Annotated in this window: 22 protein-coding genes; 14 read left to right on the top strand and 8 right to left on the bottom strand. The window is 45.4% G+C overall.

The genetic code is table 11. From position 1 onward, the window contains the following. Positions 1–27: 27 nt before the first annotated feature. Genes fabI through DCO16_RS02320 form a run of 6 tightly spaced genes read left to right on the top strand, consistent with a single transcriptional unit; the run spans position 28 to position 6,446 of the window. Positions 28–813 carry an enoyl-ACP reductase FabI gene (gene fabI / locus DCO16_RS02295; protein ID WP_173942164.1) on the top strand — a complete coding sequence of 262 codons (786 nt, stop codon included), beginning with the start codon at positions 28–30 and terminating at the stop codon, positions 811–813. Continuing rightward, complete coding sequence (chrA, locus tag DCO16_RS02300; protein WP_173942165.1) at positions 810–2,177, top strand: chromate efflux transporter; 1,368 nt, start codon at positions 810–812, stop codon at positions 2,175–2,177. The genes fabI and chrA overlap by 4 nt, the downstream gene beginning before the upstream one ends. Before the next feature lie 52 nt (positions 2,178–2,229). Next, positions 2,230–3,117, top strand: a complete 888-nt coding sequence (locus tag DCO16_RS02305; protein WP_173942166.1) for an HTD2 family dehydratase — start codon at positions 2,230–2,232, stop codon at positions 3,115–3,117. Between the two features lie 35 nt (positions 3,118–3,152). After that, positions 3,153–4,529, top strand: coding sequence for an MmgE/PrpD family protein (locus DCO16_RS02310; RefSeq protein WP_173942167.1), 1,377 nt, complete (start codon positions 3,153–3,155; stop codon positions 4,527–4,529). A gap of 20 nt (positions 4,530–4,549) precedes the next feature. Then, complete coding sequence (locus DCO16_RS02315) at positions 4,550–5,395, top strand: HpcH/HpaI aldolase/citrate lyase family protein (RefSeq protein ID WP_173942168.1); 846 nt, start codon at positions 4,550–4,552, stop codon at positions 5,393–5,395. Positions 5,396–5,453: 58 nt separating this feature from the next. Then, positions 5,454–6,446, top strand: coding sequence for a Bug family tripartite tricarboxylate transporter substrate binding protein (locus DCO16_RS02320; protein ID WP_173942169.1), 993 nt, complete (start codon positions 5,454–5,456; stop codon positions 6,444–6,446). A 131-nt stretch (positions 6,447–6,577) separates the two neighbouring features. Here DCO16_RS02320 and DCO16_RS02325 read toward each other — a convergent pair whose 3' ends face one another. From DCO16_RS02325 to DCO16_RS02335, 3 genes are read right to left on the bottom strand one after another with little or no spacing between them, the layout of a single operon-like run. Further along, positions 6,578–7,198 carry a hypothetical protein gene (locus DCO16_RS02325; RefSeq protein ID WP_173942170.1) on the bottom strand — a complete coding sequence of 207 codons (621 nt, stop codon included), beginning with the start codon at positions 7,196–7,198 and terminating at the stop codon, positions 6,578–6,580. Beyond that, positions 7,198–8,421 carry a sialidase family protein gene (locus DCO16_RS02330; RefSeq protein ID WP_173942171.1) on the bottom strand — a complete coding sequence of 408 codons (1,224 nt, stop codon included), beginning with the start codon at positions 8,419–8,421 and terminating at the stop codon, positions 7,198–7,200. Before DCO16_RS02330 ends, DCO16_RS02325 begins: the two co-directional genes overlap by 1 nt. Beyond that, the gene (locus DCO16_RS02335) at positions 8,418–10,139 is read right to left on the bottom strand and encodes an ArnT family glycosyltransferase (protein ID WP_173942172.1); all 1,722 of its coding nucleotides are present in this window, start codon (positions 10,137–10,139) and stop codon (positions 8,418–8,420) included. Before DCO16_RS02335 ends, DCO16_RS02330 begins: the two co-directional genes overlap by 4 nt. Positions 10,140–10,305: 166 nt before the next feature. Here DCO16_RS02335 and DCO16_RS02340 point away from each other — a divergent pair, with 166 nt between their 5' ends. Then, the gene (locus DCO16_RS02340) at positions 10,306–10,656 is read left to right on the top strand and encodes a c-type cytochrome (RefSeq protein ID WP_254598077.1); all 351 of its coding nucleotides are present in this window, start codon (positions 10,306–10,308) and stop codon (positions 10,654–10,656) included. Between the two features lie 9 nt (positions 10,657–10,665). After that, on the top strand, positions 10,666–11,940 hold the full coding sequence (locus DCO16_RS02345; protein WP_173942173.1) for an NAD(P)/FAD-dependent oxidoreductase: 1,275 nt from the start codon (positions 10,666–10,668) through the stop codon (positions 11,938–11,940). 55 nt (positions 11,941–11,995) lie between these two features. Here the strand turns inward: DCO16_RS02345 and DCO16_RS02350 are convergent, their stop codons facing one another. Continuing rightward, the gene (locus DCO16_RS02350) at positions 11,996–13,351 is read right to left on the bottom strand and encodes a DUF3422 domain-containing protein (RefSeq protein ID WP_173942174.1); all 1,356 of its coding nucleotides are present in this window, start codon (positions 13,349–13,351) and stop codon (positions 11,996–11,998) included. A gap of 40 nt (positions 13,352–13,391) precedes the next feature. Further along, on the bottom strand, positions 13,392–14,798 hold the full coding sequence (locus DCO16_RS02355) for a TAXI family TRAP transporter solute-binding subunit (protein WP_173942175.1): 1,407 nt from the start codon (positions 14,796–14,798) through the stop codon (positions 13,392–13,394). Positions 14,799–15,026: 228 nt separating this feature from the next. On the opposite strand from DCO16_RS02355, the gene DCO16_RS02360 reads away from it, so the two are divergent. The 4 genes from DCO16_RS02360 (at position 15,027) to DCO16_RS02375 (ending at position 18,963) form a co-directional block, all read left to right on the top strand. Continuing rightward, the gene (locus DCO16_RS02360) at positions 15,027–15,962 is read left to right on the top strand and encodes a 3-hydroxyacyl-CoA dehydrogenase family protein (RefSeq protein ID WP_173942176.1); all 936 of its coding nucleotides are present in this window, start codon (positions 15,027–15,029) and stop codon (positions 15,960–15,962) included. Between the two features lie 26 nt (positions 15,963–15,988). Next, entirely contained in the window at positions 15,989–17,536 is a 1,548-nt protein-coding gene (locus DCO16_RS02365; protein ID WP_173942177.1) for a UxaA family hydrolase, read from the top strand. 123 nt (positions 17,537–17,659) lie between these two features. Beyond that, the gene (locus tag DCO16_RS02370; protein ID WP_173942178.1) at positions 17,660–18,640 is read left to right on the top strand and encodes a DnaJ C-terminal domain-containing protein; all 981 of its coding nucleotides are present in this window, start codon (positions 17,660–17,662) and stop codon (positions 18,638–18,640) included. 5 nt (positions 18,641–18,645) lie between these two features. Next, complete coding sequence (locus DCO16_RS02375) at positions 18,646–18,963, top strand: chaperone modulator CbpM (RefSeq protein WP_173942179.1); 318 nt, start codon at positions 18,646–18,648, stop codon at positions 18,961–18,963. Between the two features lie 15 nt (positions 18,964–18,978). On the opposite strand, the gene DCO16_RS02380 is transcribed toward DCO16_RS02375, so the two are convergent. Continuing rightward, the gene (locus tag DCO16_RS02380; RefSeq protein WP_173942180.1) at positions 18,979–20,895 is read right to left on the bottom strand and encodes an ATP-binding cassette domain-containing protein; all 1,917 of its coding nucleotides are present in this window, start codon (positions 20,893–20,895) and stop codon (positions 18,979–18,981) included. A gap of 109 nt (positions 20,896–21,004) precedes the next feature. Here DCO16_RS02380 and DCO16_RS02385 point away from each other — a divergent pair, with 109 nt between their 5' ends. Further along, positions 21,005–21,601 carry a P-loop nucleotide/nucleoside kinase family protein gene (locus DCO16_RS02385; protein WP_173942181.1) on the top strand — a complete coding sequence of 199 codons (597 nt, stop codon included), beginning with the start codon at positions 21,005–21,007 and terminating at the stop codon, positions 21,599–21,601. 50 nt (positions 21,602–21,651) lie between these two features. Here the strand turns inward: DCO16_RS02385 and DCO16_RS02390 are convergent, their stop codons facing one another. Both DCO16_RS02390 and DCO16_RS02395 read right to left on the bottom strand, forming a co-directional pair. Beyond that, complete coding sequence (locus DCO16_RS02390) at positions 21,652–22,290, bottom strand: OmpW/AlkL family protein (protein WP_254598078.1); 639 nt, start codon at positions 22,288–22,290, stop codon at positions 21,652–21,654. Positions 22,291–22,448: 158 nt separating this feature from the next. Then, positions 22,449–24,071 carry an NAD(P)/FAD-dependent oxidoreductase gene (locus DCO16_RS02395; protein WP_173942182.1) on the bottom strand — a complete coding sequence of 541 codons (1,623 nt, stop codon included), beginning with the start codon at positions 24,069–24,071 and terminating at the stop codon, positions 22,449–22,451. 89 nt (positions 24,072–24,160) lie between these two features. On the opposite strand from DCO16_RS02395, the gene DCO16_RS02400 reads away from it, so the two are divergent. After that, positions 24,161–24,706: a YaeQ family protein gene (locus tag DCO16_RS02400; protein ID WP_173942183.1), complete on the top strand. Its 546-nt coding sequence runs from the start codon at positions 24,161–24,163 to the stop codon at positions 24,704–24,706. The last annotated feature ends 6 nt before the right edge of the window (positions 24,707–24,712 follow it).

Below are 24,712 nucleotides of genomic sequence, written 5' to 3' on the forward strand. Positions count from 1 at the left end.
AATCATATTCGAAGCAAAGGACACATCATGGGCTTTCTCACTGGCAAAAAAATTCTTATTACCGGGCTACTTTCTAACCGTTCCATCGCCTATGGCATCGCCAAAGCATGTCATCGTGAGGGGGCCGAACTAGCCTTTACCTATGTAGGAGAGCGCTTTAAGGACCGAATCGTTGATTTTGCGAAAGAATTCAACACTGAATTGATTTTTGACTGCGATGTTGGCAGTGATGAACAAATTTCTGCACTATTTAAGGATTTGGCTAAATCTTGGCCTCAGTTTGATGGTTTTGTCCATGCGATCGGCTTTGCCCCCCGTGAAGCGATTGCTGGCGACTTTTTAGAAGGCCTGACTCGTGAAGGCTTCAAAATTGCCCATGACATTTCCGCCTACAGTTTTCCGGCGATGGCAAAAGAAGCGCTGCCGATGCTGCGTGACAAATCTGCTTTACTCACGCTCACCTATTTAGGTAGCTTGCGTAACGTTCCTAACTACAACACCATGGGTCTTGCTAAGGCATCCTTAGAAGCATCTGTGCGTTATCTAGCCGGTTCGGTTGGGCCAAAAGGTATTCGTGCGAATGGTATCTCTGCAGGTCCTATTAAAACGCTTGCTGCTTCTGGCATCAAAGGTTTTGGCAAAATTTTGGAAGCCGTCGAAGCAACTGCACCACTGCGTCGCAATGTCACGATTGATGATGTCGGTAATACTGCCGCCTTTTTGATGTCAGATTTAGCCAACGGTATTACTGCAGAAATCATCTACGTCGATAACGGATTTAGCCAAGTCGTTGGTGGGATGAACGAAATTTGAATCTGACAGGGCAAAAGTCTGAGACTGCGCCCTCATTAGGGGAGGCTCTCAAGTTTTGGGCTAAGTTGGGCTTTATTAGTTTTGGCGGTCCCGCAGGACAAATCGCCATTCTTCATGAAGAGTTAGTTGAGAAGCGTCGCTGGATTTCTGAGCGGCGCTTTTTACATGCTTTGAACTATTGCATGTTGCTGCCGGGTCCAGAGGCTCAGCAATTAGTAACCTACATCGGCTGGCTGATGCATCGCACCTGGGGTGGTATTTTGGCAGGCAGCCTATTTGTCCTGCCTTCATTAATGATTTTCATTGCCCTATCGTGGATATATCTCACCTTTGGACAAGTACCTTGGATTGCCGCTATCTTCTTTGGCATCAAACCTGCAGTGGTAGCGATTGTGTTGCACGCAGCGATGCGTATTGGTAAGCGTACGCTACACAACGCATTACTGCGATGGATAGCAGTCATTTCATTTTTAGCGATCTTTATCCTCAATCTCGCCTTTCCAATCATTGTTATCTGCGCGGCCTTGTTGGGTATATGGGCTGGTAAACGCTACCCTGAATATTTTCAACAAACCTCATCATCCTCCCACATCAGTGGCTCAGGAAAAGAGAGTGTTCGCAGTGCAGCATGGATTGACGACCACACCCCCACACCAGAGCATGCTCAGTTCACATCCAAAAAATTGATGCGGCATAGTCTGATTACCCTTCTACTATTTTCTCTGCCGTTTTTAGGTCTGGTTTTATTGTTTGGCTGGAAGACCCTCTACCCGCAAATTGCCTGGTTCTTTACCAAAGCAGCCTTTCTCACTTTTGGTGGTGCATATGCCGTCTTGCCTTATGTATACCAAGGTGCGGTAGATCAATTTCAATGGCTCAGTGCAGGCCAGATGATGGATGGACTTGCCCTGGGTGAAGCGACTCCAGGACCGCTGATTATGGTGGTGGCATTTGTGGGTTACTTAGCCGGTCATATTCAGCATCTGATAGGTCACAGCACCGTGTTCTGGTTTGGGGTATTGGGAGCTTGTGTTGCTACCTGGTTTACTTTTTTACCTTCTTTTTTCTTAGTATTAGTTGGAGGGCCGCTGATTGAGTCCACTCATGGCAAGCTAGGCTTTACCGCGCCTCTCACGGCCATCTCTGCTGCAGTCGTTGGAGTGATAGCCAACTTGGGCCTATTTTTTGCTTATCACGTCTTTATTCCGAGTGGCTTAGGCGGCTCCATTTCTTGGATTTCTATTGTAATCTGCCTATTTGCAGGTCTCGCCCTGTTTAAATTTAATAAAGGCACTATTACGGTCCTAATGGGCTCCGCTGTGGCAGGCCTTCTCAGCTATCTCTTGAGCAGTTTATTAATCTAAGCATTGCTATAACAACGCCTTATTACACATTGACATTGGCATAATAGAATTTATGCGAATCGAAACTCACACCATCACTCACCTCCAAGAATGGCTCGGCAAAACCGAGACTCTTCAAGATACCGTTACTGCTGCGCCAGTACGCGCCCTATCAGCTACCCTAGATCGAAATGATGCTGCGCCCAGATCGGGAAGCCTTTTACCTGAGCTGTGGCATTGGCTCTATTTTTTACCGCATGCCCGTCAATCCGAAATTGGACCCGATGGCCACCCCAAGCGTGGTGGTTTTTTGCCACCGGTGCCCTTGCCCCGTCGTATGTGGGCAGGCAGTCGTGTGCAGTGGCTTGCACCACTAACAGTTGGTGATGAGATCGAGCGCGTTTCGACTATTGAATCCGTAAGCCATAAAGCAGGACGTACGGGTGACCTCATTTTTGTTTTAGTGAAACATGAAATTTCTAACTCAAGGGGTTTGGCAATCATTGAAGAGCATGACATTGTCTATCGTGATGCGCCTGGGCCAGACGATAAACCAGTAGCACCTAGTGTGGCAGCTACTGCGGCGCCAACAGATGCACAGTGGTCCAAAGTCATTACACCGGATGATGTTTTGCTATTTCGTTACTCCGCCTTAACTTTTAATGGTCATCGCATTCATTACGATCGTCAATATGTCACTAAAGTAGAAGGCTACCCAGGTTTAATTGTTCATGGGCCTTTGATCGCAACGCTTTTAGTGGATCTAGTACGTCAAAGCATTCCAGACTGCACTCTGAAGTATTTTGAGTTCAGAGCAATTCGCCCGACTTTTGATATTCATCCGTTTAAAGTCAATGCGAAGCCAGATCTTGAAAAAGATCCTTCTGGAAAAACCATTTCTATTTGGGCGCAAGATCACGAAGGCTTGCTCACTATGCAAGCTACTGCAGTATTAAACTGACTTTATTAATCACCGCTTCACAAGATTGAATTAATATGCCTACCTCCCATTTATCTAAAGAACTTGCTACCTTCGCATCTCAATTAACAATTGAAGATATTCCAAAGGCGGTAATTGATCGCGCAGAAGACTTATTGGTGGATTGGTTTGGTTCTGCAATTGCAGGCAAAGGTGCGCGCCCTGTAGAAATCATGACGCAATTTGCCCAGCAGATGGGTGGCTTTAGCACTGATCACCTTGGCTCTGCTGAGATTCTGATTCATCGCACTAGCTCTAGCCCTTTTTTAGCAGCACTAGCAAATGCAGCCGCTTCACACGTTGCTGAGCAAGATGATGTGCACAATGGCTCGGTCTTTCATCCAGCGACAGTAGTGTTCCCAGCCGCACTTGCAACAGCGCAGACGATCGGCGCTTCAGGAGAAGATTTTTTAGTGGCCGCCATCGCTGGCTATGAAGTCGGTATTCGGGTAGGAGAATTTTTAGGTCGCTCTCATTACAAAACCTTTCATACCACTGGTACTGCAGGCACCCTTGCTGCTGCTGCGGCTGTTGGTCATCTACTCAAACTCAATCCCGATCAAATGCTCCATGCTTTTGGTTCAGCAGGAACACAGTCTGCTGGTCTTTGGGAATTCTTACGCGATGCGGCAGACTCTAAGCAGTTACATACTGCACATGCTTCAGCAACTGGACTGATGTCCGCCTATTTGGCGCAAGCTGGCTTTACGGGTGCACAGCATATTTTGGAAGGTAAGCAAGGTTTAGCCGCAGGCATGTCTAGTGATGCCGATCCTAGTAAGCTGGTTGATCGATTAGGTAGTCGTTGGGCACTTGCTGAAACCAGCTTTAAGTACCATGCGTCCTGTCGTCATACTCACCCTGCTGCAGATGCTTTGCTGCAGGTGATGCTCAAACATGATCTCAAACCAAGCGACATCGCTAAAGTAGAAACATTAGTACATCAAGGTGCTCTCGATGTGCTGGGGCCAGTAGTTGACCCCACAACCGTTCATCAATCGAAGTTCTCCATGGGTACTGTGCTCGCACTCGTTGCACATTATAAATTTGCTGGTCTTCAGGAGTTTGATCAACACTTTCGTGATGTAGAAGTCTGCGCTTTCCGTGATCAGGTCACGATGACTCTAGATCCGGAGGTAGATAGTGCTTATCCTCAACGCTGGATTGGCAAGGTAAAGGTACATCTAAAAGATGGCAGCGTATTGGAGGGTCGAGTAGATGAACCCAAAGGCGATCCTGGCAACACACTGAGCCGAACTGAGATTACGGACAAGGCTATGCGACTTGCCGCCTTTAGTGGTGGTGCGACCCCTGCTGAAATGACACTCGCTATCAATACCTTGTGGAATATCCGCAAGCAAGTCAAGATACAATTTTTGCTTTCTTCACACTAAGACATCAGAACCCTTTGCATATGAACCCACTCGATACTCCCATTGGTTTTAGTAGTACCTTTTTATTTGTTCCAGGCGCGCGGCCAGAGCGTTTTGCCAAAGCCCTTGATAGCGACGCCGATGCGGTCATCATTGATCTAGAGGATGCTGTTGCACAAGAGGATAAAGAGATGGCACGCGGAGCAATTCGTAGTGCATGGCCCAGCTTTAGTGCTGAGCAAAAGCAACGCTTAATCATCCGCTCCAACTCACCGGGTAGTGCGTTTTATGCGGCAGATCTCATCTTGCTTCAAGAAATCGCAGCAGCTTGTGTTCTGATACCCAAAAGTGAATCACTAGACCAAATTAATGGTGTCGCACAAATTTTGCCGAACACCGCCATCATTCCCATGATTGAAACAGCGCTGGGATTAGATCGCATTCATGAGATTGCGAATTCAGAGCAGGTGCTCCGCCTGGCTTTAGGTAACCTCGATTTGCAGGCCGACTTGGGTATGGCATGCGATCCCCAAGAAACAGAATTGCAAACAGCGTGTTTTCAGCTTGTACTTGCCTCCCGATTGGCGCAAATTGCCCCTCCAATTACTGGAGTTACTACTTCAACTGATGATCTTGAGCGAATTTCTGGAGATGCACAGCGTGCAAAAAGAATGGGGTTCGGTGGCAAGCTCTGCATTCATCCAAAACAGATCGTGCCAGTGAAGACAGCGTTTCAGCCATCGGAGCTTGATATCTCTTGGGCACACCAAGTGATTGAGGCGGATGAGGTATCAAAAGGGGGCATAGCAAAACTGAATGGTCGAATGGTTGACCGGCCAGTTGTTTTATTGGCTCAACGCATTTTGGCGAGTGCTGGTAAACCCTAGGCGTTTCTCTATTGATTCATGGCAAAATCTTTACAGTATTAAATCAACGGAGATATGAATGAAATTCAAAAAAACTTTATTCGCTGGAATTGCCGCTATTGTTGGCGCCAGCACATTATTAGGTAGCAATATTGCGTCCGCCCAAAAGGACTGGCCAACTAAGCCTATCGCATTGGTCGTACCATTTGCAGCTGGTGGCCCTACAGATACGATTGCACGTCTGATTGCTGTACCAATGGGTCAAGCATTAGGTCAAACCGTTGTAGTTGAAAACACGGCTGGCGCTGGTGGCACGATTGCTTCTACCAAAGTAGCTCGCGCAGCACCCGATGGATATACGATTTATATTCACCACATGGGTATGGCAACTGCTCAGGCCTTGTACGATAAATTACCGTACGACCCTATGAACAGCTTTGAATATATTGGCCAGGTTGCAGATGTACCAATGGTATTGCTCGGTAAAAAAGATCTGCCTGCTAATAACTTTAAAGAGTTAGAGGCTTACATCAAAGCAAACGGCTCTAAGGTCACCATGGCTAATGCAGGTCCTGGTGCAGTATCCCAACTTTGCGGTTTATTGTTTCAGAGTCGTATGGGCGTCAGACTCACCAATATTCCTTACAAGGGAACTGGTCCAGCGTTAACTGACCTCCTTGGTGGTCAAGTGGATCTCTTATGCGACCAAACAACCCAAACCATTCCTTACATTAAAGATGGCCGTGTAAAAGCATTTGGTACAACTACTATGAAGCGCTTACCAGCGATTCCGAATGTACCGACATTAAACGAGCAAGGTCTTAAAGGCTTTGAAGTGAAGGTCTGGCATGGTGTATACGCACCAAAAGGTACGCCTCAACCTATCCTTGATAAGATCAATGCTGCTCTGAAAAAAGCCTTGAGCTCACCTGATGTTGTTAAGCGCTTACAAGATGCAAACATCGATATTGCACCGATGGCTAAGGTTTCCGCTAAAGGTCTTAAGGATCACCTAGAAAGTGAAATCAACGTTTGGGGTCCAGTAATTCGTAAAGCAAATATTCCAGATTAATTTTGGAGTAGCACCCAACAAAAAAGCCAGCGCTCTGCTGGCTTTTTTTGTTTCCACAATGTAGTGATAGATTCTTGCTCCCTGCTCACCGCTCACTGCTCACTGCTCACTATTTCTTTACACACCCATTACTACCCCGCTCTAAAAAGATATCCTGATTGCGCCTTCTCGCGACGTTTTTGATAAATTCCTTGAGCGATTGCATACAGCGCCCAAATTGCTAAGAATGGATCTAGGAGGTAATCCCATAAATTGGCAGACTCATGCCAATGCAAAGACCACGCAACAATCGCCAAAGAGATCATCCAAACCCCCTGTGTCCAGCCAGCCAGTCCACAGACTATCGCAAATACAATCACTGAGGCATAGAAAGGCAGTGATCCATAACCCCAAACATAGGGATCAAACATCCCAAATCCTAATACCAAGGGATAGAACATCACCGCAATCAAAGCGATAGCTACCTTAAATCCAAAAGGGCTTTTTCGATCGGGTGAAAGTAAAGTTACCCAAAGTAAAAGCATGGTGACAATACTGAGCTCACCAGTAACCCCTCGTACATAAGCAGCCAAAGGTAATTCAATCGGCAGACCCAGCGGCCAGAAAAATACATTACCCAGGATCAGCAATAAGCCAATACGGACTGGCGTAGGTAACTCAGCGTGGAATAACTTCTGTAAAAGGTAAATAATTAACACAGCGCAGGTTATAGACATCTCTACTACAGCAATGATCTGTAAATAGGCATTCATTATTGCGCCTCCTGCAATCCACGTTGGGCCTGTTTAAACCATTCAGGAGAGAAATAGATATGACGAATTTTTTTTCTATCCCAGGTGTAAACCAAGTGGGCATCTTTACCGTTTCCACTAGCCAGATAAGGATAAGAAAACTCCCGGTGCAGGCCATTTGTTAAAGATTGATCATCCTCGATAACTTGAATAACTTTCCATCCAGATGCATCACCATTATTTATCATCATCACCAAACGATATCGGGCGGCTTCAATGTCATTCAATACCATTAAACGTTCGCCACTCTCCAAAGTTAAAGCAGCAACTGCTGCATTTGGATTGGGAATATCGAGATCTTGAGTAACGCTCCATGATTGACCGGCATTCTGCGTTTCACTCACAGGGATTTTCTTGGGCTGGCCACCTGGTCGTGTTTGGCGAAAGAAAGCACTCGCATCTTGAGCATTGCTGGGAAATACCACCGGCTGAATCGCATTTCTACCAGAGTTCATACGGCGCTTATCAATGACCTGATGTGCTTCTACCCTCAAGAATTCACCAAAGCGACCGATCCACTCATGATAGGCAGGTAAGCCTAAGCGACCATCTGCAAACTGTAAGGCAGGTGACTTCACTAAAGTACTCAGATTGATCAGCGGCGAGGTAATCAAGCGTGCAGGCTGACCCCAAGTTAAACCATCATCATCTGAAATCATGCTGGAGATTGAACTACCCGCCCAACCGCCAATCGAGACTGTGACAAAAAATAACTGCATACGACCATCTGCCATTCTGGCAGGAACAGGGTTACCTAATTTTTTAATATAGCGAGATAAGCCCTTCTGGGCAGCCACGCGATCTAGCACCACAGTAGGTGCACTCCACCTAGCAGACTGAGGGTCATAAACAGAGGTATTAATCACAACATCTTGCGCACCCTCTCGGCTACCAGCAAACCAGAATGCTCGCATTGCCCCATCATTCAAAGCTATTAACGAAGCAGCATGGACTGAAGCAGCGCCGGTGTCAGGCAGCCAATCCGATAGAAAAGTCAGTGGAATGGCTTTAGCTGTAGTCCTATTTTTTAAAGTGCTCTCAGAGAGTTTTTCTTGGGAGTCAGAATCAGTGGATGAGGGGGTTACTGTTATTGCAAATGGGGCCCAAACCGGGCGGCTATCAATATGTAAATAACCGAATACTGTTGCTAGCAATAAAACACAAAAAGCGATCACACGACTCATCGACAAGCATCCTTGGTAGCTAAGGGCAATGAAACTGTTGCCGGGGTAGTAATTAAATATTCATTCACAAAAAGATGCTCACCAATGTTCCCCATGAGCATCGATTGAATTTGTGCATCTGTATGCCGAGCACTCATTTCCATCCGCTTGCCGAGTATCTTACAAGAGTCACACAGAATGGGCTCAACCCCTATAGGGACCTGAACAGCGACTAAGGGGTATGTGCTACTAAGGGGTCCAATATCTTGTGCCTCTTTAGAATCGTAGCCATGTAATATCGCCCCAGGCAATAACAGTCGGTACTCCTCATCTTTGGCACGATAGTCACACGGGACCCACATATCTTGAGCCCTGACCTGGTCAATTGTTGCTTGGTCATATCGACCCAAAGCACCCTCAAGAGGACTAAGACTGCTTGTCAGAGCGCAGTACGACAGAAAGCAGCCTGTGAGAGCTAGAGTCTTACAGTAATCTCGCTTGATGAGGCCCAGCAATATCAACAAGAGAGAACCTCCCATTAGGATCCAATGCCAGTAAGCGTATTCCCAGATACCAGGACGCCCTAAGAACTCGGACATTTGCAAGTTTGTACCAACCCAAGTGAGGGCACCGACCAATATCAACTGTAAAACTAAAGCAATGCGAAATCCCCATAAAGGCAAGCGATCCCAATAGATTGCAATTAAGGCAGCAAAGGCGGGCATCACTGGCAATAGATAGCGGCCAGAACGCTGACTTGGCAAACTAAAGACCATAAAAAAGGCCAAAGCAAAAAGTAATAGCAAGCTCTCTTCTAGAGAAAGGAAGCGACGTTGACGCCAACATACCAACAATGCAGAAATCAATACGAAAAAGAATAGGCCGGCATTAGCTAGACTCGTCAGCACCAGCATCCAAATACTGTCACCGCCTCGCACTAAATCTAATAAATAATTGGAGCTACGCGCCTCAAATTTTCCGACATTCTCACCTAATACAAATTCTTTCCAAACAGCCTCGGGAAATGGATCTAATAGGAACCACAGCCCAAAAATACCCAAAGCCATTACGGTAACGAGGATGACCTTATACAAATCTTGGATGACAACTTTAGGAATACTCCACTCACGCCAGCGCCAATAGAACAAACCCAAGGCAAATGCTGCAGGGGCAATATAAGCAAATGACTTAGCGAGTAAAGCCATTCCAAAACAAGCGCCTGCCAATAAGGGAAATAAGATCTTCGAATGAAAAGCAGCCTTCCCCCAATATAAAAGCGCAAAAAATGGCAAGCTTATCCAAAAGACTGCGGGCGGATCGGTCAGAAAAGGTCGGCCGTAACGATATGTTGCAAAAAAAGAGAGCCAGACTAAAGCTGCTAACAAACCCGTCTGCTTTCTTCCACTAAAACGACTAACCGCCAAAAATAAGAAAAAAGCTGTTAGCCCTGTGTACAGCACGCTGGGCCAACGTAAAGCGCTGAGCGTCCAATCACTACCCCAAGTGGTACTGGTAATGCCCTGCCAAAAAACTAAAGGAGGTTTGGTATTTTTAATACCGTCCATCTCCGATTGCAGTGGCAACCATTGACCTGCATCTGCAGTCATACGGACAATATGCATATAGGGATATTCATCTCCGTTCTTTGGAGCAAAACGGCTATCTAAACCATAAAGATAGGTAAATACCCCTAGAAGTAGGATCAAAATTGCACTACGGTAGATAAAAGAGCCTCGCATGTCGATAGTTTATAGGTCTTAAGGGAAATCACTCAAATTGAGAATGGGGCTGCCTACTTTTTGTTCTGAGCTTATACAGAATCAATCTAGGTAAAACTACCATTTTGAATCACACCTGATTAAGATAGACTTAAGAAGTATTTCCCTTACAACAGTCGTATGCAAGATGGAGACCATTCCTATGCCAATGCAGTATTTAAAACCTATTTTTATGGCCAGTGCCCTCATCGGCCTAAGCCAATGGAGCATCACAGCGTCTGCTCAAAATGCGGATGCGACCAAGCTGTATAACCGCAGCCTTGCAGCAACTTGCGCAAACTGCCATGGAACCAATGGTATAGGCGTTCCTGAGGCTGGCATGCCGCTCATCAACGGCTATAACAGCGAACAACTCTTGGCAAGCTTAAGAGCTTATAAATCTGGCGCACGTGAAGGCACCATCATGCCGCAATTAGCTAAAGGCTATACGGATGAGCAACTACAAACTATTGCCAATCAACTTGGCAAAAAACAATAAGGGGGCAGCATGGATCGTCGACATTTTTTAGGTCAAAGTGCAGCCGGACTCGGCTTACTAGCTGGCTTCTCCACTCAAGCTAGGGCAAGCCTACAAAAAGCAGAGATTGTAGTGGTGGGTGGTGGCTATGGTGGTGCTACTGCTGCAAAGTACCTACGGTTGTTATCTAACAATACTGCGCGTGTCACTTTAATAGAGCCGAATGCATCTTTTATATCTTGCCCTATGTCTAACCTCGTTGTTGGTGGCTCGCGTACGCTTTCTGAACTGACCTCCCCTTATGACAATCTCAGTAAACGTCATGGGATTAAGATTATTCAAGATAGTGTCGCCAGCATTGAAGCCGATCAAAAAACCGTCAAGCTTGCCTCTGGGAAAACCTTGCGCTACGATAAATTAGTCGTTTCTCCTGGGATCTCCATGCTCATGAATAGCGTTGAAGGTCTGGTACAAGCGAATAAAGATGGGATTACTTTGCAGGCTTGGAAAGCTGGAGCGGAAACTGTTGCTTTACACAAGCAAGTGGCGTCAATGCCTGATGGTGGCACCTTTGTTCTCAGTATTCCTGAGGCGCCCTATCGCTGCCCTCCTGGTCCTTATGAACGTGCCTGCCAAGTGGCTAACTATTTAAAGCAACATAAATCTAAATCTAAAGTCATCATCTTGGATGCGAATCAAGACGTCACATCTAAAGGTGGTTTATTTAAAAAAGTTTGGGCAGAACAGTACCCAGGCATGATTGATTATCGCCCGAAACATAATGTCGTTGGAGTGGATGCGAAAACGAAAACGGTAAAGCTTGAAGTTCAAGACGATGTCAAAGGTGATGTACTCAATATTTTGCCAGCGATGAGTGCTGGAGAGATTGCCGTGAAAACAGGGCTCGCGAACTCTAATGGGCGTTGGGTCAACGTAAACTATCTGAACTTTGAGTCTACTGCTCGCAAAGATATTCACGTGTTAGGTGACTCTATTCAGGTTGCACCCCTGATGCCAAAATCAGGTCATATGGCCAATCAGCATGCTAAGGTAGCGGCAGCGGCAATTGTGGCAGAGTTAAGCGGCTGGGAAATCAATCCAGCACCAGTTTTGACTAATACCTGCTACAGCTTTGTCAACACAAGAGATGTGGTTCACGTCGCCAGTGTGCATCAATACAATGCGGCCGAGAAAACCTTTAAAACTGTTCCTGGTTCCGGTGGACTATCTCCAGAGGCATCAGCACTTGAAGGCGTGTATGCATGGGGTTGGGCACGTAACATTTGGGCAGATAGTTTGGGTTAATGTAAAGCAAGAAATGTCAGTATTAAAAAAGAGGCCTCGGCCTCTTTTTTAATACCTAAGAATTCTTCACTATCTTATGGATTTTATTGCGCCTATACCGACTAATGAGGAAGAAGAAAATGGCAACTACTGGAGCGGCAATAGCAGCAACGATTTCAGGATGAATATTCCAGCCCGCCTCTTTACCCCCCTTAGCCATGTAAGCCAATAAGCTGACGGCGTAATAGGTCAGCACTAAAACAGAGAGACTTTCTACTGTCTGCTGTAAGCGTAATTGCAAACGTGCACGCTGATCCATACTGGCCAGCAATTTCTGGGTCTGCTCTTCATTCACAAACTCAATACGAGTTCGCAACGTTTGCGTTGTTCTCGAAATACGATCCGACAATTCTTTCAACCTGCGTTGCGTCCAAATACAAGTACCCATCGCTGGTTGAAAACGTCTTTCCATAAACTCAGAAAGAGACTGCACGCCGGGAATAGGTGACTCAGCTAACTCTAGTAAATTTTTGAGTAAAAGCTGACTGTAGGCTTCCGCGGCAGTAAAACGCAAGCCATAACCTGAAATCCATTGCTCTGCTTTGGATGCTAACTGTGAAAGCTCCCCCAAAAATTTTCCATCTTTTTCTGTTTGGACACCTGGCTCTGTTTGCAATTGTGCAATTTGTTGAGAGAGCTCTGCTAATTCAGATTCAGCAGTTCTCAGAGGTAATGAGAGACTCTTCGCAACGGGAAAGGCCAGCATAGCAGCCATTCGATAAGTTTCTGCTTCAGCAATGGCGCGGGCAATACGGCCAGCCTGTCTTGAGCCAAGAACATCATGCGGAATAAAGCAAGAAGTAAAGCCATCGTCGTCTAAGCGTAAATCTGTCCACAACTGCGCTTTCTTGCTGGATAAGATGTAACTCCCTAAAACGGTATTTCCACTAAAAATAGCTGACACCTCTTGGGCTTCATTAAACAGAGGGCGCTGTTCGAATACCAAATCAAGAGCGGAGATACGCTCACCACCCGCCTCTACAATTTTTGGACAGCCCAACTTTTCAAATAAGGCGTCTAGACTCTTCTCAAGAATAAGCCGTGATTCTATTAAGGGCCCAGAAACTTTGACTGCATTATGAGTAATCGCAGCAATCGTTGCAAACTCGCCGTGTAACTCCCATTTAATAACTACTCTACGAGGCTCAGGCGTCAAAGTAAGAAATTTAAAGGAGTGATCCTGAGCAAGATCATTCGCAACTCCTAAAGCTTTACTTAATCCCTGAATCCACTCTATATGTTTTTGACGAGAAACTCCATCGAGCAAGAATGACTGCGACAACACACGTTCATTTGGCCAGAGGGCAATCGGGGGCCTTGCATGCAGCTCCTCATGGAGCAGCTTTCGGGCAGGATGATCATAAGATCTCATAAATAGCGTTCTTTAGGGATACTCAGTCATTGATGATTAATCATATGTCACCAGCATCCTCTTGAAGACGATACGGCTGAACTCCACGACCCAAACAATTACGCACATAGTCGATACTCGAACGCAAGGAGTAATAGTCACTAGATAAACCTTTTGGTACCTTTAATTGAAGTGTCTGATATTCCAATAAGTCTAATTTTTTAAGGTATTCACTTAGCATCTCTGGTTGAAAATTTTCTGTCAACTCTTGCTCATACAGTCTTAATATTCCATAAAGTCTATTTATTTTTCGCCGTATTCGCTTCTCTCGAAAGCTAGGCAGTGTAAGTAATACTGGATAAGCTATGACACAAAAAGGAAGGAATACAAAAATGAGACGATTAACCAATTCTGCTAGCCAAAATGGGAGATAAGCCATTAATAATGGCGAGCCATTTTTTTGATAATGCACAGCTACTGGACTTTCTGGCAACCCTGAACTGCCAAACAGCGGGAACTCACCCCGCTTGGCAAAAAAACTTGCTTTGCCATTAATTTCGCGCGCTGCCTCTAAAAATAAAAACTGGAGCGCTGGGTGCATGTGATCATCAATTAATAAGTTCGTGGTGGTCCCTAAAAGCTGTATATCCTTATCCGGGAAATTACGAATCAAATTAAAGCCCCCCATAGGAACTTCCAAAATATGTAAAAAAGGCAAAATACGCGATAACGCTTGGGCTCGCTCAAAAGCAGCGATATGAATATTAGGATCTTTCAAGAGTGTCTGTACGTTTTGGGACTGGTAACCGTCTACTAAAAAAGCAGCATCAATTCGACCTTGCTGCAAAGCCTCAACAGCCTCATGATTAGATAGGTTAAGAAAGTTGACTCTATTAGCTTGACCTGTAATCTCTAGCAAATGCATGGCCTGAACATGGGTTCCACTTCCTATAGCTCCCACTGAGACTTTTTTTTCTATGAAGTGCTCAACCTGATTACTCACTCCTCTAAAATTGCTAGCCTTCAGTTGAGAGCCGCGATAAAAAAACCAGATTGGCTCGTAATCTACCGCGCCCAAAGTGGCAACTCCCTTAATACCTTCATGATTAAAGATTCCCGCTTGGACAAAGGCGGCCTGCAAAGGATCCTTACGATCCACTAAACGCTGCAAGTTTTCTTGGGCACCCTTGGTATTAATAAGCTCCAGAGTGATGCCTTTTTTCTCAAAGTAATCCACATACTTTTTTGCCATTACTTCATAAGAACCACCGACTGAACCAGTGGCCATCTGAACGTTTCTCGGGGGAGGTGGATCGGCATACCACCAGATGCCTATTAATACTAGTAAGAGAAATAGCAACAGCGGCCAAGCCTCCTTCAAGAACAAAGTAAAGTCCGCCCATTTGTCTTGAGCGGTTTCATACAGACCTAGGCAGGTTTCATGAATGTCTTGTTTGATACTTCCCATTTAGGGCCACTTAGCATTTGTCTTAAAAGCTAATGATAATAGGCTTATCTACCTTTTGAAAAGTACTCAAATTATGATAACCCTCAGAGTATCCCAAGATCATGGCTATGCTGGGCATAGCTGGCTATCACGACCCTCAATTTATGGGCTGGGGCAATCTGAGAGTCTTTAATAAAGATTGAATAGCAGCATCACAATAAACCAAAAAATACATTAAGTGAGGTACATATGAGCTATGTTGCTGTCATCGGAACCGGAATCATGGCCGCAGGAATTGCTGCGGGATTTATCGCCCAGAATATCCCTGTTGTTATTCTTGGTAGAAGCAAAGAGAAAGCAGATGCCTGCCTTAATAAGGCAATAGCACTGGCTGTCAAGATTGGAATGGCCGGGGATAATGCTACGAAAGACGTAGCCTTAGTTAAAGCTGACCAGACTTCTGAGGTATTAGAGGGATGGTTTGACTGGAATGATTGCGAATGGGTAATCGAAACTGTCGCTGAGGACCTAGGACTCAAACAAAGTATCTTTAAGTATCTAGATGAAAAAGTGCCTTCACATATTCCCATCGGTAGTAATAGCTCTGGCTTTCCAATCTCTAAAATTGCTATTGGTTTAAAAACGGCGCATCGTATGATAGGTGCTCACTACTTTATGCCCGCTGAGGTGGTCCCTTTAGTAGAAATAGTTATGGGTGAAAAAACAGAACTACCGTTTGCGGAAAGCGCTTGTACTCTGTATAAAAAAATTGACAAGAAGCCGGTTCTCGTGAAAAAAGATATTCCTGGATTTTTGGCCAATCGCATTCAGCATGCTCTGATGCGTGAAGCTCTATCACTTGTAGAACAAGGTATTGCCAGCCCCGCTGATATTGATGACGCAGTGAGATACAGCTTCGGCTTTCGTTATGCTGCAGTTGGGCCAATGACCCAAAAAGAAATATCAGGATGGGATGGGATGGCTAATGCGGCAAAAGAAATCTACCCCTCTTTATCGAATATCACTACCTTACCCCCGAAGCTAGCCAAGCTGATGCAGGATGGAAAAACGGGTATGAAGGCAGGTGAAGGCTTTAGGAAATGGTCTAAGGAAGAAATTCAGGAGACCTCCGATGCTTACTCAAGGAGGCTAAAGGCTGCTTTTGACGTACTGAATATAAAATAAAAGCATGACTGAACTGAAAGATATCCATGATTGAAGCTTCTGAAAAAAAATTAGCGGGCTCAGTAATTCGCTTGCACCCTAATGACAATATTGTTGTTGCTCGTGTAGATATTGGGATTGGAGAAACAGTAGCTAGCGAACAACTTACAAGTCGAAGCCAAGTACCTGCGGGCTACAAAATTGCGGCTAAGAAAATCCTAGCTGGTCAGCCCATCTTGAAATATAACGTAACCGTCGGGTTTGCAAATGCAGATATCGAACCAGGCATGATGGTGCATAGTCACAATACTGAGTTTCGTGAATTCGATCGTGACTATGCCTATGCAAGCGAATACAAACCCACCACACTCCTACCAGAGTCTGAGCGGGCCACTTTTCAAGGCTATGTAAGAGCCAATGGCAAAGTCGGCACTCGAAATTTCATTGGCATATTGTCTACGGTGAATTGCTCAGCAACGGTTGTCAATAAGATTGCTGCCTGGTTTACACCTGAGAAGCTAAAAGACTATCCGAATATCGATGGTGTGGTGGCATTTAGTCACGACATTGGCTGCGGTATGGAAATGAGTGGTGAGCCTATGCAATTACTCCGCAGAACTATGGCGGGATATGCTCAGCACCCCAACTTAGCAGCAGCCCTTATTATTGGCCTTGGTTGTGAGCGTAATCAGCTCAAAGGTTTAATGGAGCAAGAAGCGCTAAAAGAAACCTCCACCTTACATACCTTCATCATGCAAGAAACCGGTGGCACACGAAAAACGATTGAGGCTGGTATTGAGGCAGTCAAAGCCTTATTGCCAGAAGCCAATAAAGCGAAACGAGAAACCGTATCTGCTAGCCACCTTACCGTAGGCTTGCAATGTGGCGGCTCAGATGGGTTCTCTTCGATCACCGCCAATCCCGCACTCGGTGCAGCAGTAGATATTCTTGCGCGCCATGGTGGCACTGGCATTCTCTCGGAGACCCCGGAGATTTACGGTGTGGAGCATACCCTCACCCGTCGTGCGGCAAGTAAAGCTATTGGTGAAAAGCTAATTCAACGTATTCGCTGGTGGAAAGATGAATACTCTGTCGGCCGTGACGTGCAAATTAATGGGCAAGTGAGTCCTGGTAATCAAATTGGCGGTCTGGCAAATATCTTTGAAAAATCGTTAGGCTCTTCTATGAAAGGTGGAACGGGGCCTTTGATGGAAGTGTATCGATATGCAGAGCCGGTTACTACTAAGGGTTTTGTATTTATGGATACCCCTGGCTTTGATCCAGTATCAGCCACCGGTCAGATTGCTGGTGGCGCGAATTTAATTGCCTTCACCACGGGACGGGGCTCAATGTTTGGCTCTAAGCCAGCACCCTGCATCAAACTAGCAACCAATACCCCGATGTATCAACGACTCACTGAAGATATGGACATTAATTGCGGAGAAATCCTGGAAGGGACGGTCTCAGTGCAAGAGATGGGGCAGCGCATCTTTGAGCTTTTCTTAAAAACGGCTTCAGGCCAAGCCTCTAAGAGTGAATTATTAGGTCTTGGGGATTACGAGTTTGTACCGTGGCAAATTGGGGTGATGAGCTAAGGCTTCTTGGCAACCCCAATTTAGAACTCAGCGGGCTTCATGCCCGCTTTTTCTTTATCCTAATGAACTGTAGAATGAGTTCTATGAATTTAATTGAGATTTAAACAGGGTATATTCTGAATTATGAAATTTAGAGATTATTACGAAACGCTTGGAGTAGCGCGTGGCGCTAGCGAAGCAGAAATCAAAACAGCCTACCGAAAGTTAGCGCGCAAATACCATCCAGATGTGAATAAAGAAGCGGGTGCAGAAGATCAGTTTAAAGAGCTTGGTGAGGCCTATGCCGTCTTAAAAGATACTGAAAAGCGAGCCGCCTACGATCGCATGGGCGCTAATTGGAAAAATGGTCAAGACTTTACGCCACCCCCAAATTGGAATGAAGGGTTTGAATATTCAGATAGTGGCTTTGGTGGCGGTCAGAGTGGTTACGGCGGCGGCTATGAAGGTAATCAAAGTGAGTTCTTCGAATCCCTTTTTGGGAGAGGTAGAGCGCAGCAAGGAAGTCAGCGCGGAAATGCTCGCCAAGGTATGCACTTTAAAGGCCAAGATCATCGCGCTAAGATATTGATTGATTTAAGTGATGCTTATAACGGTGCGAAACGGACTATTTCATTACAAATGCCAGTGCAGGATCCTAGCGGCCATGTCACTAGCCAAGAACGTAAGCTAGATGTGAGTATTCCAAAAGGTATTAAAGCAGGGCAAAATTTACGTCTTGCAGGTCAAGGCGGTCCAGGTGTAGGCGAAGGGGGTGCGGGGGATTTGTATTTAGAAATTGATTTTCACCCTAACCCTATTTATCGCGTTGATGGAAAAGATGTCTATCTTGATTTACCGTTAGCACCTTGGGAAGCAGCGCTAGGCAAAACAGTGAACATTCCTACCCCTGCTGGATCTACTCTAGAGTTAACAATCCCCGCAGGCACTGCAGCGGGTAAAAAAATGCGTCTCAAAGGTAAAGGTATTCCAAGTAAAGAGGCGGGAGATCTTTATGTTGTCCCCAGCATTGCATTACCTAGTACAGATACAGATGCGCATAAAGAGGCGTATCAAGCATTTGAAAAAGCATTTGATTTCAACCCCAGAACACACTTGAAGGGATGATGAATATGACACAGACCCAAATTACCTGGATAGAAGGCACTGTGATTGAAGATGAGGTGCATATGAGCATTATCGAAATTTCACAAGCTACACGGGCACCTCAAGATCTGATTATGGCCTGGGTATCCGAGGGTGTTCTAAGCCCTGCGGGCTGCTCACCTGAAGACTGGCGTTTTAGCGGAGATGCACTCAAGCGAGCAAGAACTGCAGCTCATCTAACACACGATCTTGAGCTCAATGTTTCCGGAGTCGCTTTAGCACTGGATCTGCTAGATGAAATTACCCGTTTACGAAATCAATTGCATCGCGAAAATCGGGACTAAAAGATCTCCAAGGCTTTAAGATTCAGAGCGACTTAATAGCAATTCCCAACGCTGCAATTTGAGCTCTAGATCAGCGGTCAGCTCTGATAAACGGGCCTGCATGCCAGCTGCGCACTCTGGCTCATTTTTATAAAGATCTGGATTGCTCATAGCAAGTCCAATATTAGCCTGCTCAGTCTCCAAAGCTTCAATTTGCAAAGGTAAAGTTTCCAGCTCTTGACGCTCTTTCCCATTGAGCTTTTGGGCTTGGCTCTTAGGTGCAACCGCCTTCACTTCCTTAGCCCCTGGTTTTGGCTCTGTCTTTTCTATGGGTTTGGATCCGCCATTGGCTGCACGAATTTTGTCTGAGCGTGCTTTTTGAATCTTCCAGTCCTCGTAACCACCTTCATACTCACGCCAGAATCCTTCGCCCTCATTCGCAATAATACTGGTCACTACGTTATCTAAGAAATAGCGATCATGACTCACCAAGAATACGGTACCTTTATATTCTTGTAGCAATTGCTCTAGCAAGTCCAATGTATCGATATCTAAGTCATTAGTTGGCTCATCCAAAACCAACACATTGGCTGGCCTTGCAAATAGGCGGGCAAGCAGCAATCGATTACGTTCACCACCAGATAAAGTACTAACAGGTGAATTAGTACGCTCGGGTGCGAATAAGAAATCACTTAAATAACTCTTCACATGCTTTTTGTTGCCATTAATCTCAATCCACTCACTCCCAGGACTAATGTAATCCTCAAGGGATGCATTGAGATCTAGGCCCTCGCGCATCTGATCAAAATAAGCCACTTCAATTCTTGTGCCCATGGTTGCAGTGCCAGAATCCGGAGCAATAGTTCCTAAAATTAACTTGAGTAGCGTTGTCTTCCCAGCACCATTTGGGCCTAATAAGCCGACTTTGTCGCCACGCAGAATCGTTGCTGTGAAATCTTGAACAATCGGGCGGCCATAAGACTTAGAAACATTTTGTAAGTCCGCCACAATCTTGCCGCTTCGGTCGCCAGCAGATACTGCTAGCTTCACCTGGCCCATCGTATCCCGTCTTTGCGCACGGCTGTTGCGGAGGTTTTCAAGGCGCGCAATACGGGCAACACTTCGTGTCCGCCTCGCCTCCACCCCTTTCCGAATCCAAACCTCTTCTTGAGCCAATAATTTATCCGCTCGTGCATTCGCTAAGGACTCAGAGTTGAGTTCTTGATCTTTAAGAAGCTCATAGGCAGAAAAGTTTCCAGGATAGCTTCGTAAAATTCCACGGTCGAGCTCTACAATTTGTGTGCAGACATTATCTAAAAAAGCACGGTCATGGGTTACCAATATGACAGAGCCTTGATATTCTTTAAGAAGCTCTTCCAACCAAGCAATCGAATCTAAGTCCAAATGGTTAGTCGGCTCATCCAATATCAGTACGTCTGGCATTTCCACTAAAGCGCGTGCGAGTGCTACGCGCTTTTTAGTACCGCCGGATAAGGTGCTAATTTTGAGGTCATCCTGGAGATGTAATCGATCCAAGGTCTCATGCACACGCTGCTCCCAATTCCAACCACTCAAGGCTTCTAATTGAGACTGCACTTCATCCATACGATGTTGAGAAACATCATCCCATTCCCCTACGCTCAGCGCCTCGTATTCTTCTCTGAGAGACTTCGCTAAAGCAACACCTTTAGATACAGCCTCAAAGATAGTCTCTTCAGCCTCAAATAAAGGCTCCTGAGGAACGTAAGCAATACGAAGCCCTTGTTGATATTGCAAGAGTCCGTCATCCAGTTTTTCTAGGCCGGCCAAAATCTTTAATAAAGAAGATTTACCAGTGCCGTTTCGGCCAATTAAGCCAACCCGCTCCCCGGATTCCAGGGAAAAAGCCGTGTTTGCGAGGAGGTCAACGTGGCCAAAAGCCAGTTTTGCATCAGTGAGTACGATTAAAGCCATGGCGACATTATCGCTACTTCGGACAAAGCGGGATGATTTTCAATCAATATGGGCTTGAGAGGTAGAATTTATTGGTAGGCTATAGGCAATCACACTCAATAAAAAATCCATGACCTGTCAATTAAACCCCGCCTCACCGCGCCTTATTCTCTTTGCCGGCCATGCCGGCACAGGTAAGTCAACCTTAGCTAAAAAAGCTTTGCCCTTAATCATTGAAAAAACAGGGGAGACTTTTTTCTTTCTTGATAAGGATACAGCTTACGGTGCCTATAGCTCGCACGTGATGGAGCTCACAACCAACAATCCAAACGATCGTGACAGTCCCTTCTATCTCAAAAATATAAGGGACTGGGAATACGCTGGCCTGATTGCTATTGCAAAAGAAAATCTCCAGCTTGGGGTCAATGTAATTCTGGTGGGTCCTTTTTCCACTGAAATTCAAAGTGGGAGAATGTTTAACCCGGCCTTATTGGGAGTACCCCCAGAAACCAGCATTAAAGTTGCTTGGATTGATTTAGACGAGGAGGAAGCTAAGCGACGCATAGAAAAGCGCGCAGACCCTCGCGATGAGTGGAAGTTACAGCAATGGGATCAATATATTCAACGAAGAATTAATCCACCGAGTCATCCATATATCAAGCGCTTTGATAACCTTCAGTTTGACCAAAATCATTTTAATCAATTAATAGATTATCTTATTCAATAAAAAACCCCTGCGTGCAGGGCCTTACTTTAATACTCTTAGCTGTTGCACCATTAAAACTTATAGGTCACTCCAACCGCCGGCATCCATGGGTTTAAAGTTAACTTACCAATATTAGCGCCATCAGATACTGTAGTGATATTAGTGCTCATGGTTGCATACTTGAGATCAAGGTTAACGCCCCAGTTTTTGTCCAACATATAGTCCATTCCAAGCTGAGCAACAAAGCCAAGGCTAGACTGGTCGATTTGTATACTATTGCCATAAGCTGGAAAATTAGATCGATTACCAAAAATCGTATAGTTCACTCCTGCGCCAACGTAGGGCTTAAATGCGCCTAAATCAGTAAAGTGGTACTGAAGTAATAGCGATGGTGGCAGCGCAGTAATTTTTCCTGCATTACTGCTTCCAGGGCCTGAAGTAATATTTACTTGCTGTGGATATGTCAACACTAATTCAGCTGCAATATTTTTAGTAAAAAAGTAAGAAATATCTAACTCAGGAATCACTTGATTTTTAGCTTTAACATTTTCAGTCGATGCTACCCCTGATTGACCGTTCTGAAATAGTAGGTCTACGGCACGAACTCTGATCATCCATGGATTATCAGTAGTAGATTGGGCATGAGAGACGCATGGAATAAATGATGCAAAGGCTACCAAGGTTACGACTAAAGTTTTAAAACGCATCATATATTTCTTTTCTATTATCAATTTGCTCAAGCTATTTTCAAATCGAATCAAGAATCGTTAGTTGATATATATCAACTGTGACGACTGTGTAGATTTTTTATGGGTTTAAAAACTACAGTGTTTTAATGTGTTTTTGATTTAGATCAAATGAGTATTGATTATTTAGATAGGTAGTCCAGTGCGAGCGCTTCGGCTACCTTAATTCCATCTACGCCTGCAGAGAGTATTCCGCCAGCGTATCCAGCACCTTCACCCGCAGGATATAAACCCTGAATATTTAAGCTCTGAAAATTAGGGCCTCTCGTAATACGCAAAGGAGATGAGGTTCTCGTTTCAATGCCTGTCAGTACTGCATCTTTCATTGAAAAACCTTTAATCTGTTTTTCAAAAGCAGGTATTGCCTCTCGAATGGCATCAATCGCATAAGACGGTAAGCTATCTGCTAAGTCTGTAAGGTGAACACCTGGCTTATAGGACGGGATAACAGTACCAAATTCCGTAGAGGGCTTACCCACTAAAAAATCCCCAACCAATTGACCTGGTGCTTCATAGGTCGACCCACCCATTTCATAGGCCTTAGACTCCAGCTCACGCTGAAATGCAATACCTGCCAGTGGGCCACCGGGATAATCCTCGGGGGTGATACCCACTACGATTCCAGCATTGGCATTGCGCTCGTTACGGGAGTATTGACTCATACCATTGGTGACTACGCGATGCGGCTCAGAAGTAGCCGCAACGACTGTGCCGCCAGGACACATACAAAAACTATAAACGGAGCGGCCATTTTTAGCGTGATATACCAACTTGTAATCTGCTGCTCCGGTGTATTCATTACCCGCATGCGGTCCTAAGCGTGCCTTATCAATTAAAGACTGTGGATGCTCAATTCGGAAGCCTACTGAAAAAGGTTTAGATTCCATATAGACGCCCGCCTCATGCAGCGCCTCAAAAGTATCACGCGCACTATGCCCTAAGGCAAGAATGACATGATTGGCTCGTAGATCTTCATGACCTTCAATTTTGACTCCCTTAATCTGGTCATTTTGAATGTCAAAGCCAATCACTTTTTGGGTAAACCGAATCTCGCCACCGAGTGCAATAATTTCTTGGCGCATGCGTTCAACCACTCCAACGAGACGGAAGGTGCCAATATGGGGCTTGGCGACATAGCGAATTTCTTCTGGAGCACCCGCTTTAATAAATTCATGAATCACTTTGCGACCATAAAACTTAGTGTCTTTAATTTGACTATAAAGCTTGCCATCTGAAAACGTACCTGCTCCACCCTCGCCAAACTGGACATTCGATTCAGGATTTAGGACATTTTTACGCCAGAGACCCCAAGTATCTTGAGTACGTTCACGCACAGGTTTACCGCGCTCCAGCACAATGGGCTTAAAGCCCATTTGAGCCAATATGAGGGCTGCAAAAATACCGCAAGGGCCAAAGCCAATCACTACAGGACGCTGAAAATTGGCTGTCTGAACTTGAGTCTGAACCTGTAAGGCACCAGCCACCAAGTGATAGCTGGTGTCAGGAGAAGGTCTGACATGAATATCATTTGAAAACTTCTTGAGTACTTGATCTTCATCCTTAACTGATATATCCACCGTATAGATAAAAGCAAGCGCCACATTCTTCCTGGCATCGTAACTTCGCTTGAATATCTCGGTCTTTATAAGATCTTTGGCATGTAAATTTAAACGCTTGAGGATTGCCTCCTCCAATACCTCAGGGGCATGGTCAATGGGCAGGCGAAGTTCGGTAATGCGGATCATGGGACTCTACGATACACAGTAAATGAAGACAATTAACGAAATAATACGGAGATAGACATAGAGGACCATTTTAAAGGCGATAATGCGCCATGGCTCTTCGCGCAACTATCCACAAAGTCGACCTTCACGTCGCAGATTCTGACCGTCATTACTATGGCAGCCACTCCCTCACTATCGCCAAACACCCTTCGGAAACTGAAGAGCGCATGATGGTTCGAATCATCGCATTTGCGCTGCAAGCACAAGAGGAGTTAGCCTTTACCAAAGGTCTTAGCGATACCGATGAGCCTGATCTCTGGATAAAAGACCTCACCGATGCCATCCAACTCTGGATTGAAATTGGGCAACCAGATGAGCGCCGAATTCTGAAAGCATGTGGCCGATCTGAACAAGTCATCGTCTATTGCTATGGGGGCCACACCAGCAAAATTTGGTGGGATGGTACTGCCAATAAACTAACTCGGGCTCGCAATCTTCAGGTGATTTCGATACCAGCAGAGCAGGCTAAAGAACTTAATACACTTGTTGAGCGGAGCATGGTGCTGCACATCAATGTTCAAGATGGCGAAGCATACGTTTCTTCGGATCAAGGTCAAGTAACCATCACCCCAGAAATATGGCGCACTAATCCATAGCAATAT

Source organism: Polynucleobacter antarcticus (genome assembly GCF_013307245.1).
In the GTDB taxonomy this organism is placed as follows: Bacteria; Pseudomonadota; Gammaproteobacteria; order Burkholderiales; family Burkholderiaceae; genus Polynucleobacter; species Polynucleobacter antarcticus.

Bases quoted from the DNA above. Each gene is read 5' to 3' on its own strand.
- DCO16_RS02370 (WP_173942178.1), top strand. From the start codon at position 17,660: ATGAAATTTAGAGATTATTACGAAACGCTTGGAGTAGCGCGTGGCGCT.
- DCO16_RS02385 (WP_173942181.1), top strand. From the start codon at position 21,005: ATGACCTGTCAATTAAACCCCGCCTCACCGCGCCTTATTCTCTTTGCC.
- fabI (WP_173942164.1), top strand. From the start codon at position 28: ATGGGCTTTCTCACTGGCAAAAAAATTCTTATTACCGGGCTACTTTCT.
- DCO16_RS02320 (WP_173942169.1), top strand. From the start codon at position 5,454: ATGAAATTCAAAAAAACTTTATTCGCTGGAATTGCCGCTATTGTTGGC.
- DCO16_RS02390 (WP_254598078.1), bottom strand. From the start codon at position 22,290: ATGATGCGTTTTAAAACTTTAGTCGTAACCTTGGTAGCCTTTGCATCA.
- DCO16_RS02315 (WP_173942168.1), top strand. From the start codon at position 4,550: ATGAACCCACTCGATACTCCCATTGGTTTTAGTAGTACCTTTTTATTT.
- DCO16_RS02310 (WP_173942167.1), top strand. From the start codon at position 3,153: ATGCCTACCTCCCATTTATCTAAAGAACTTGCTACCTTCGCATCTCAA.
- DCO16_RS02380 (WP_173942180.1), bottom strand. From the start codon at position 20,895: ATGGCTTTAATCGTACTCACTGATGCAAAACTGGCTTTTGGCCACGTT.
- DCO16_RS02400 (WP_173942183.1), top strand. From the start codon at position 24,161: ATGGCTCTTCGCGCAACTATCCACAAAGTCGACCTTCACGTCGCAGAT.
- DCO16_RS02340 (WP_254598077.1), top strand. From the start codon at position 10,306: ATGGAGACCATTCCTATGCCAATGCAGTATTTAAAACCTATTTTTATG.
- DCO16_RS02395 (WP_173942182.1), bottom strand. From the start codon at position 24,071: ATGATCCGCATTACCGAACTTCGCCTGCCCATTGACCATGCCCCTGAG.
- DCO16_RS02375 (WP_173942179.1), top strand. From the start codon at position 18,646: ATGACACAGACCCAAATTACCTGGATAGAAGGCACTGTGATTGAAGAT.
- DCO16_RS02365 (WP_173942177.1), top strand. From the start codon at position 15,989: ATGATTGAAGCTTCTGAAAAAAAATTAGCGGGCTCAGTAATTCGCTTG.
- DCO16_RS02345 (WP_173942173.1), top strand. From the start codon at position 10,666: ATGGATCGTCGACATTTTTTAGGTCAAAGTGCAGCCGGACTCGGCTTA.
- DCO16_RS02355 (WP_173942175.1), bottom strand. From the start codon at position 14,798: ATGGGAAGTATCAAACAAGACATTCATGAAACCTGCCTAGGTCTGTAT.
- DCO16_RS02305 (WP_173942166.1), top strand. From the start codon at position 2,230: ATGCGAATCGAAACTCACACCATCACTCACCTCCAAGAATGGCTCGGC.
- DCO16_RS02335 (WP_173942172.1), bottom strand. From the start codon at position 10,139: ATGCGAGGCTCTTTTATCTACCGTAGTGCAATTTTGATCCTACTTCTA.
- DCO16_RS02360 (WP_173942176.1), top strand. From the start codon at position 15,027: ATGAGCTATGTTGCTGTCATCGGAACCGGAATCATGGCCGCAGGAATT.
- DCO16_RS02330 (WP_173942171.1), bottom strand. From the start codon at position 8,421: ATGAGTCGTGTGATCGCTTTTTGTGTTTTATTGCTAGCAACAGTATTC.
- DCO16_RS02350 (WP_173942174.1), bottom strand. From the start codon at position 13,351: ATGAGATCTTATGATCATCCTGCCCGAAAGCTGCTCCATGAGGAGCTG.
- DCO16_RS02325 (WP_173942170.1), bottom strand. From the start codon at position 7,198: ATGAATGCCTATTTACAGATCATTGCTGTAGTAGAGATGTCTATAACC.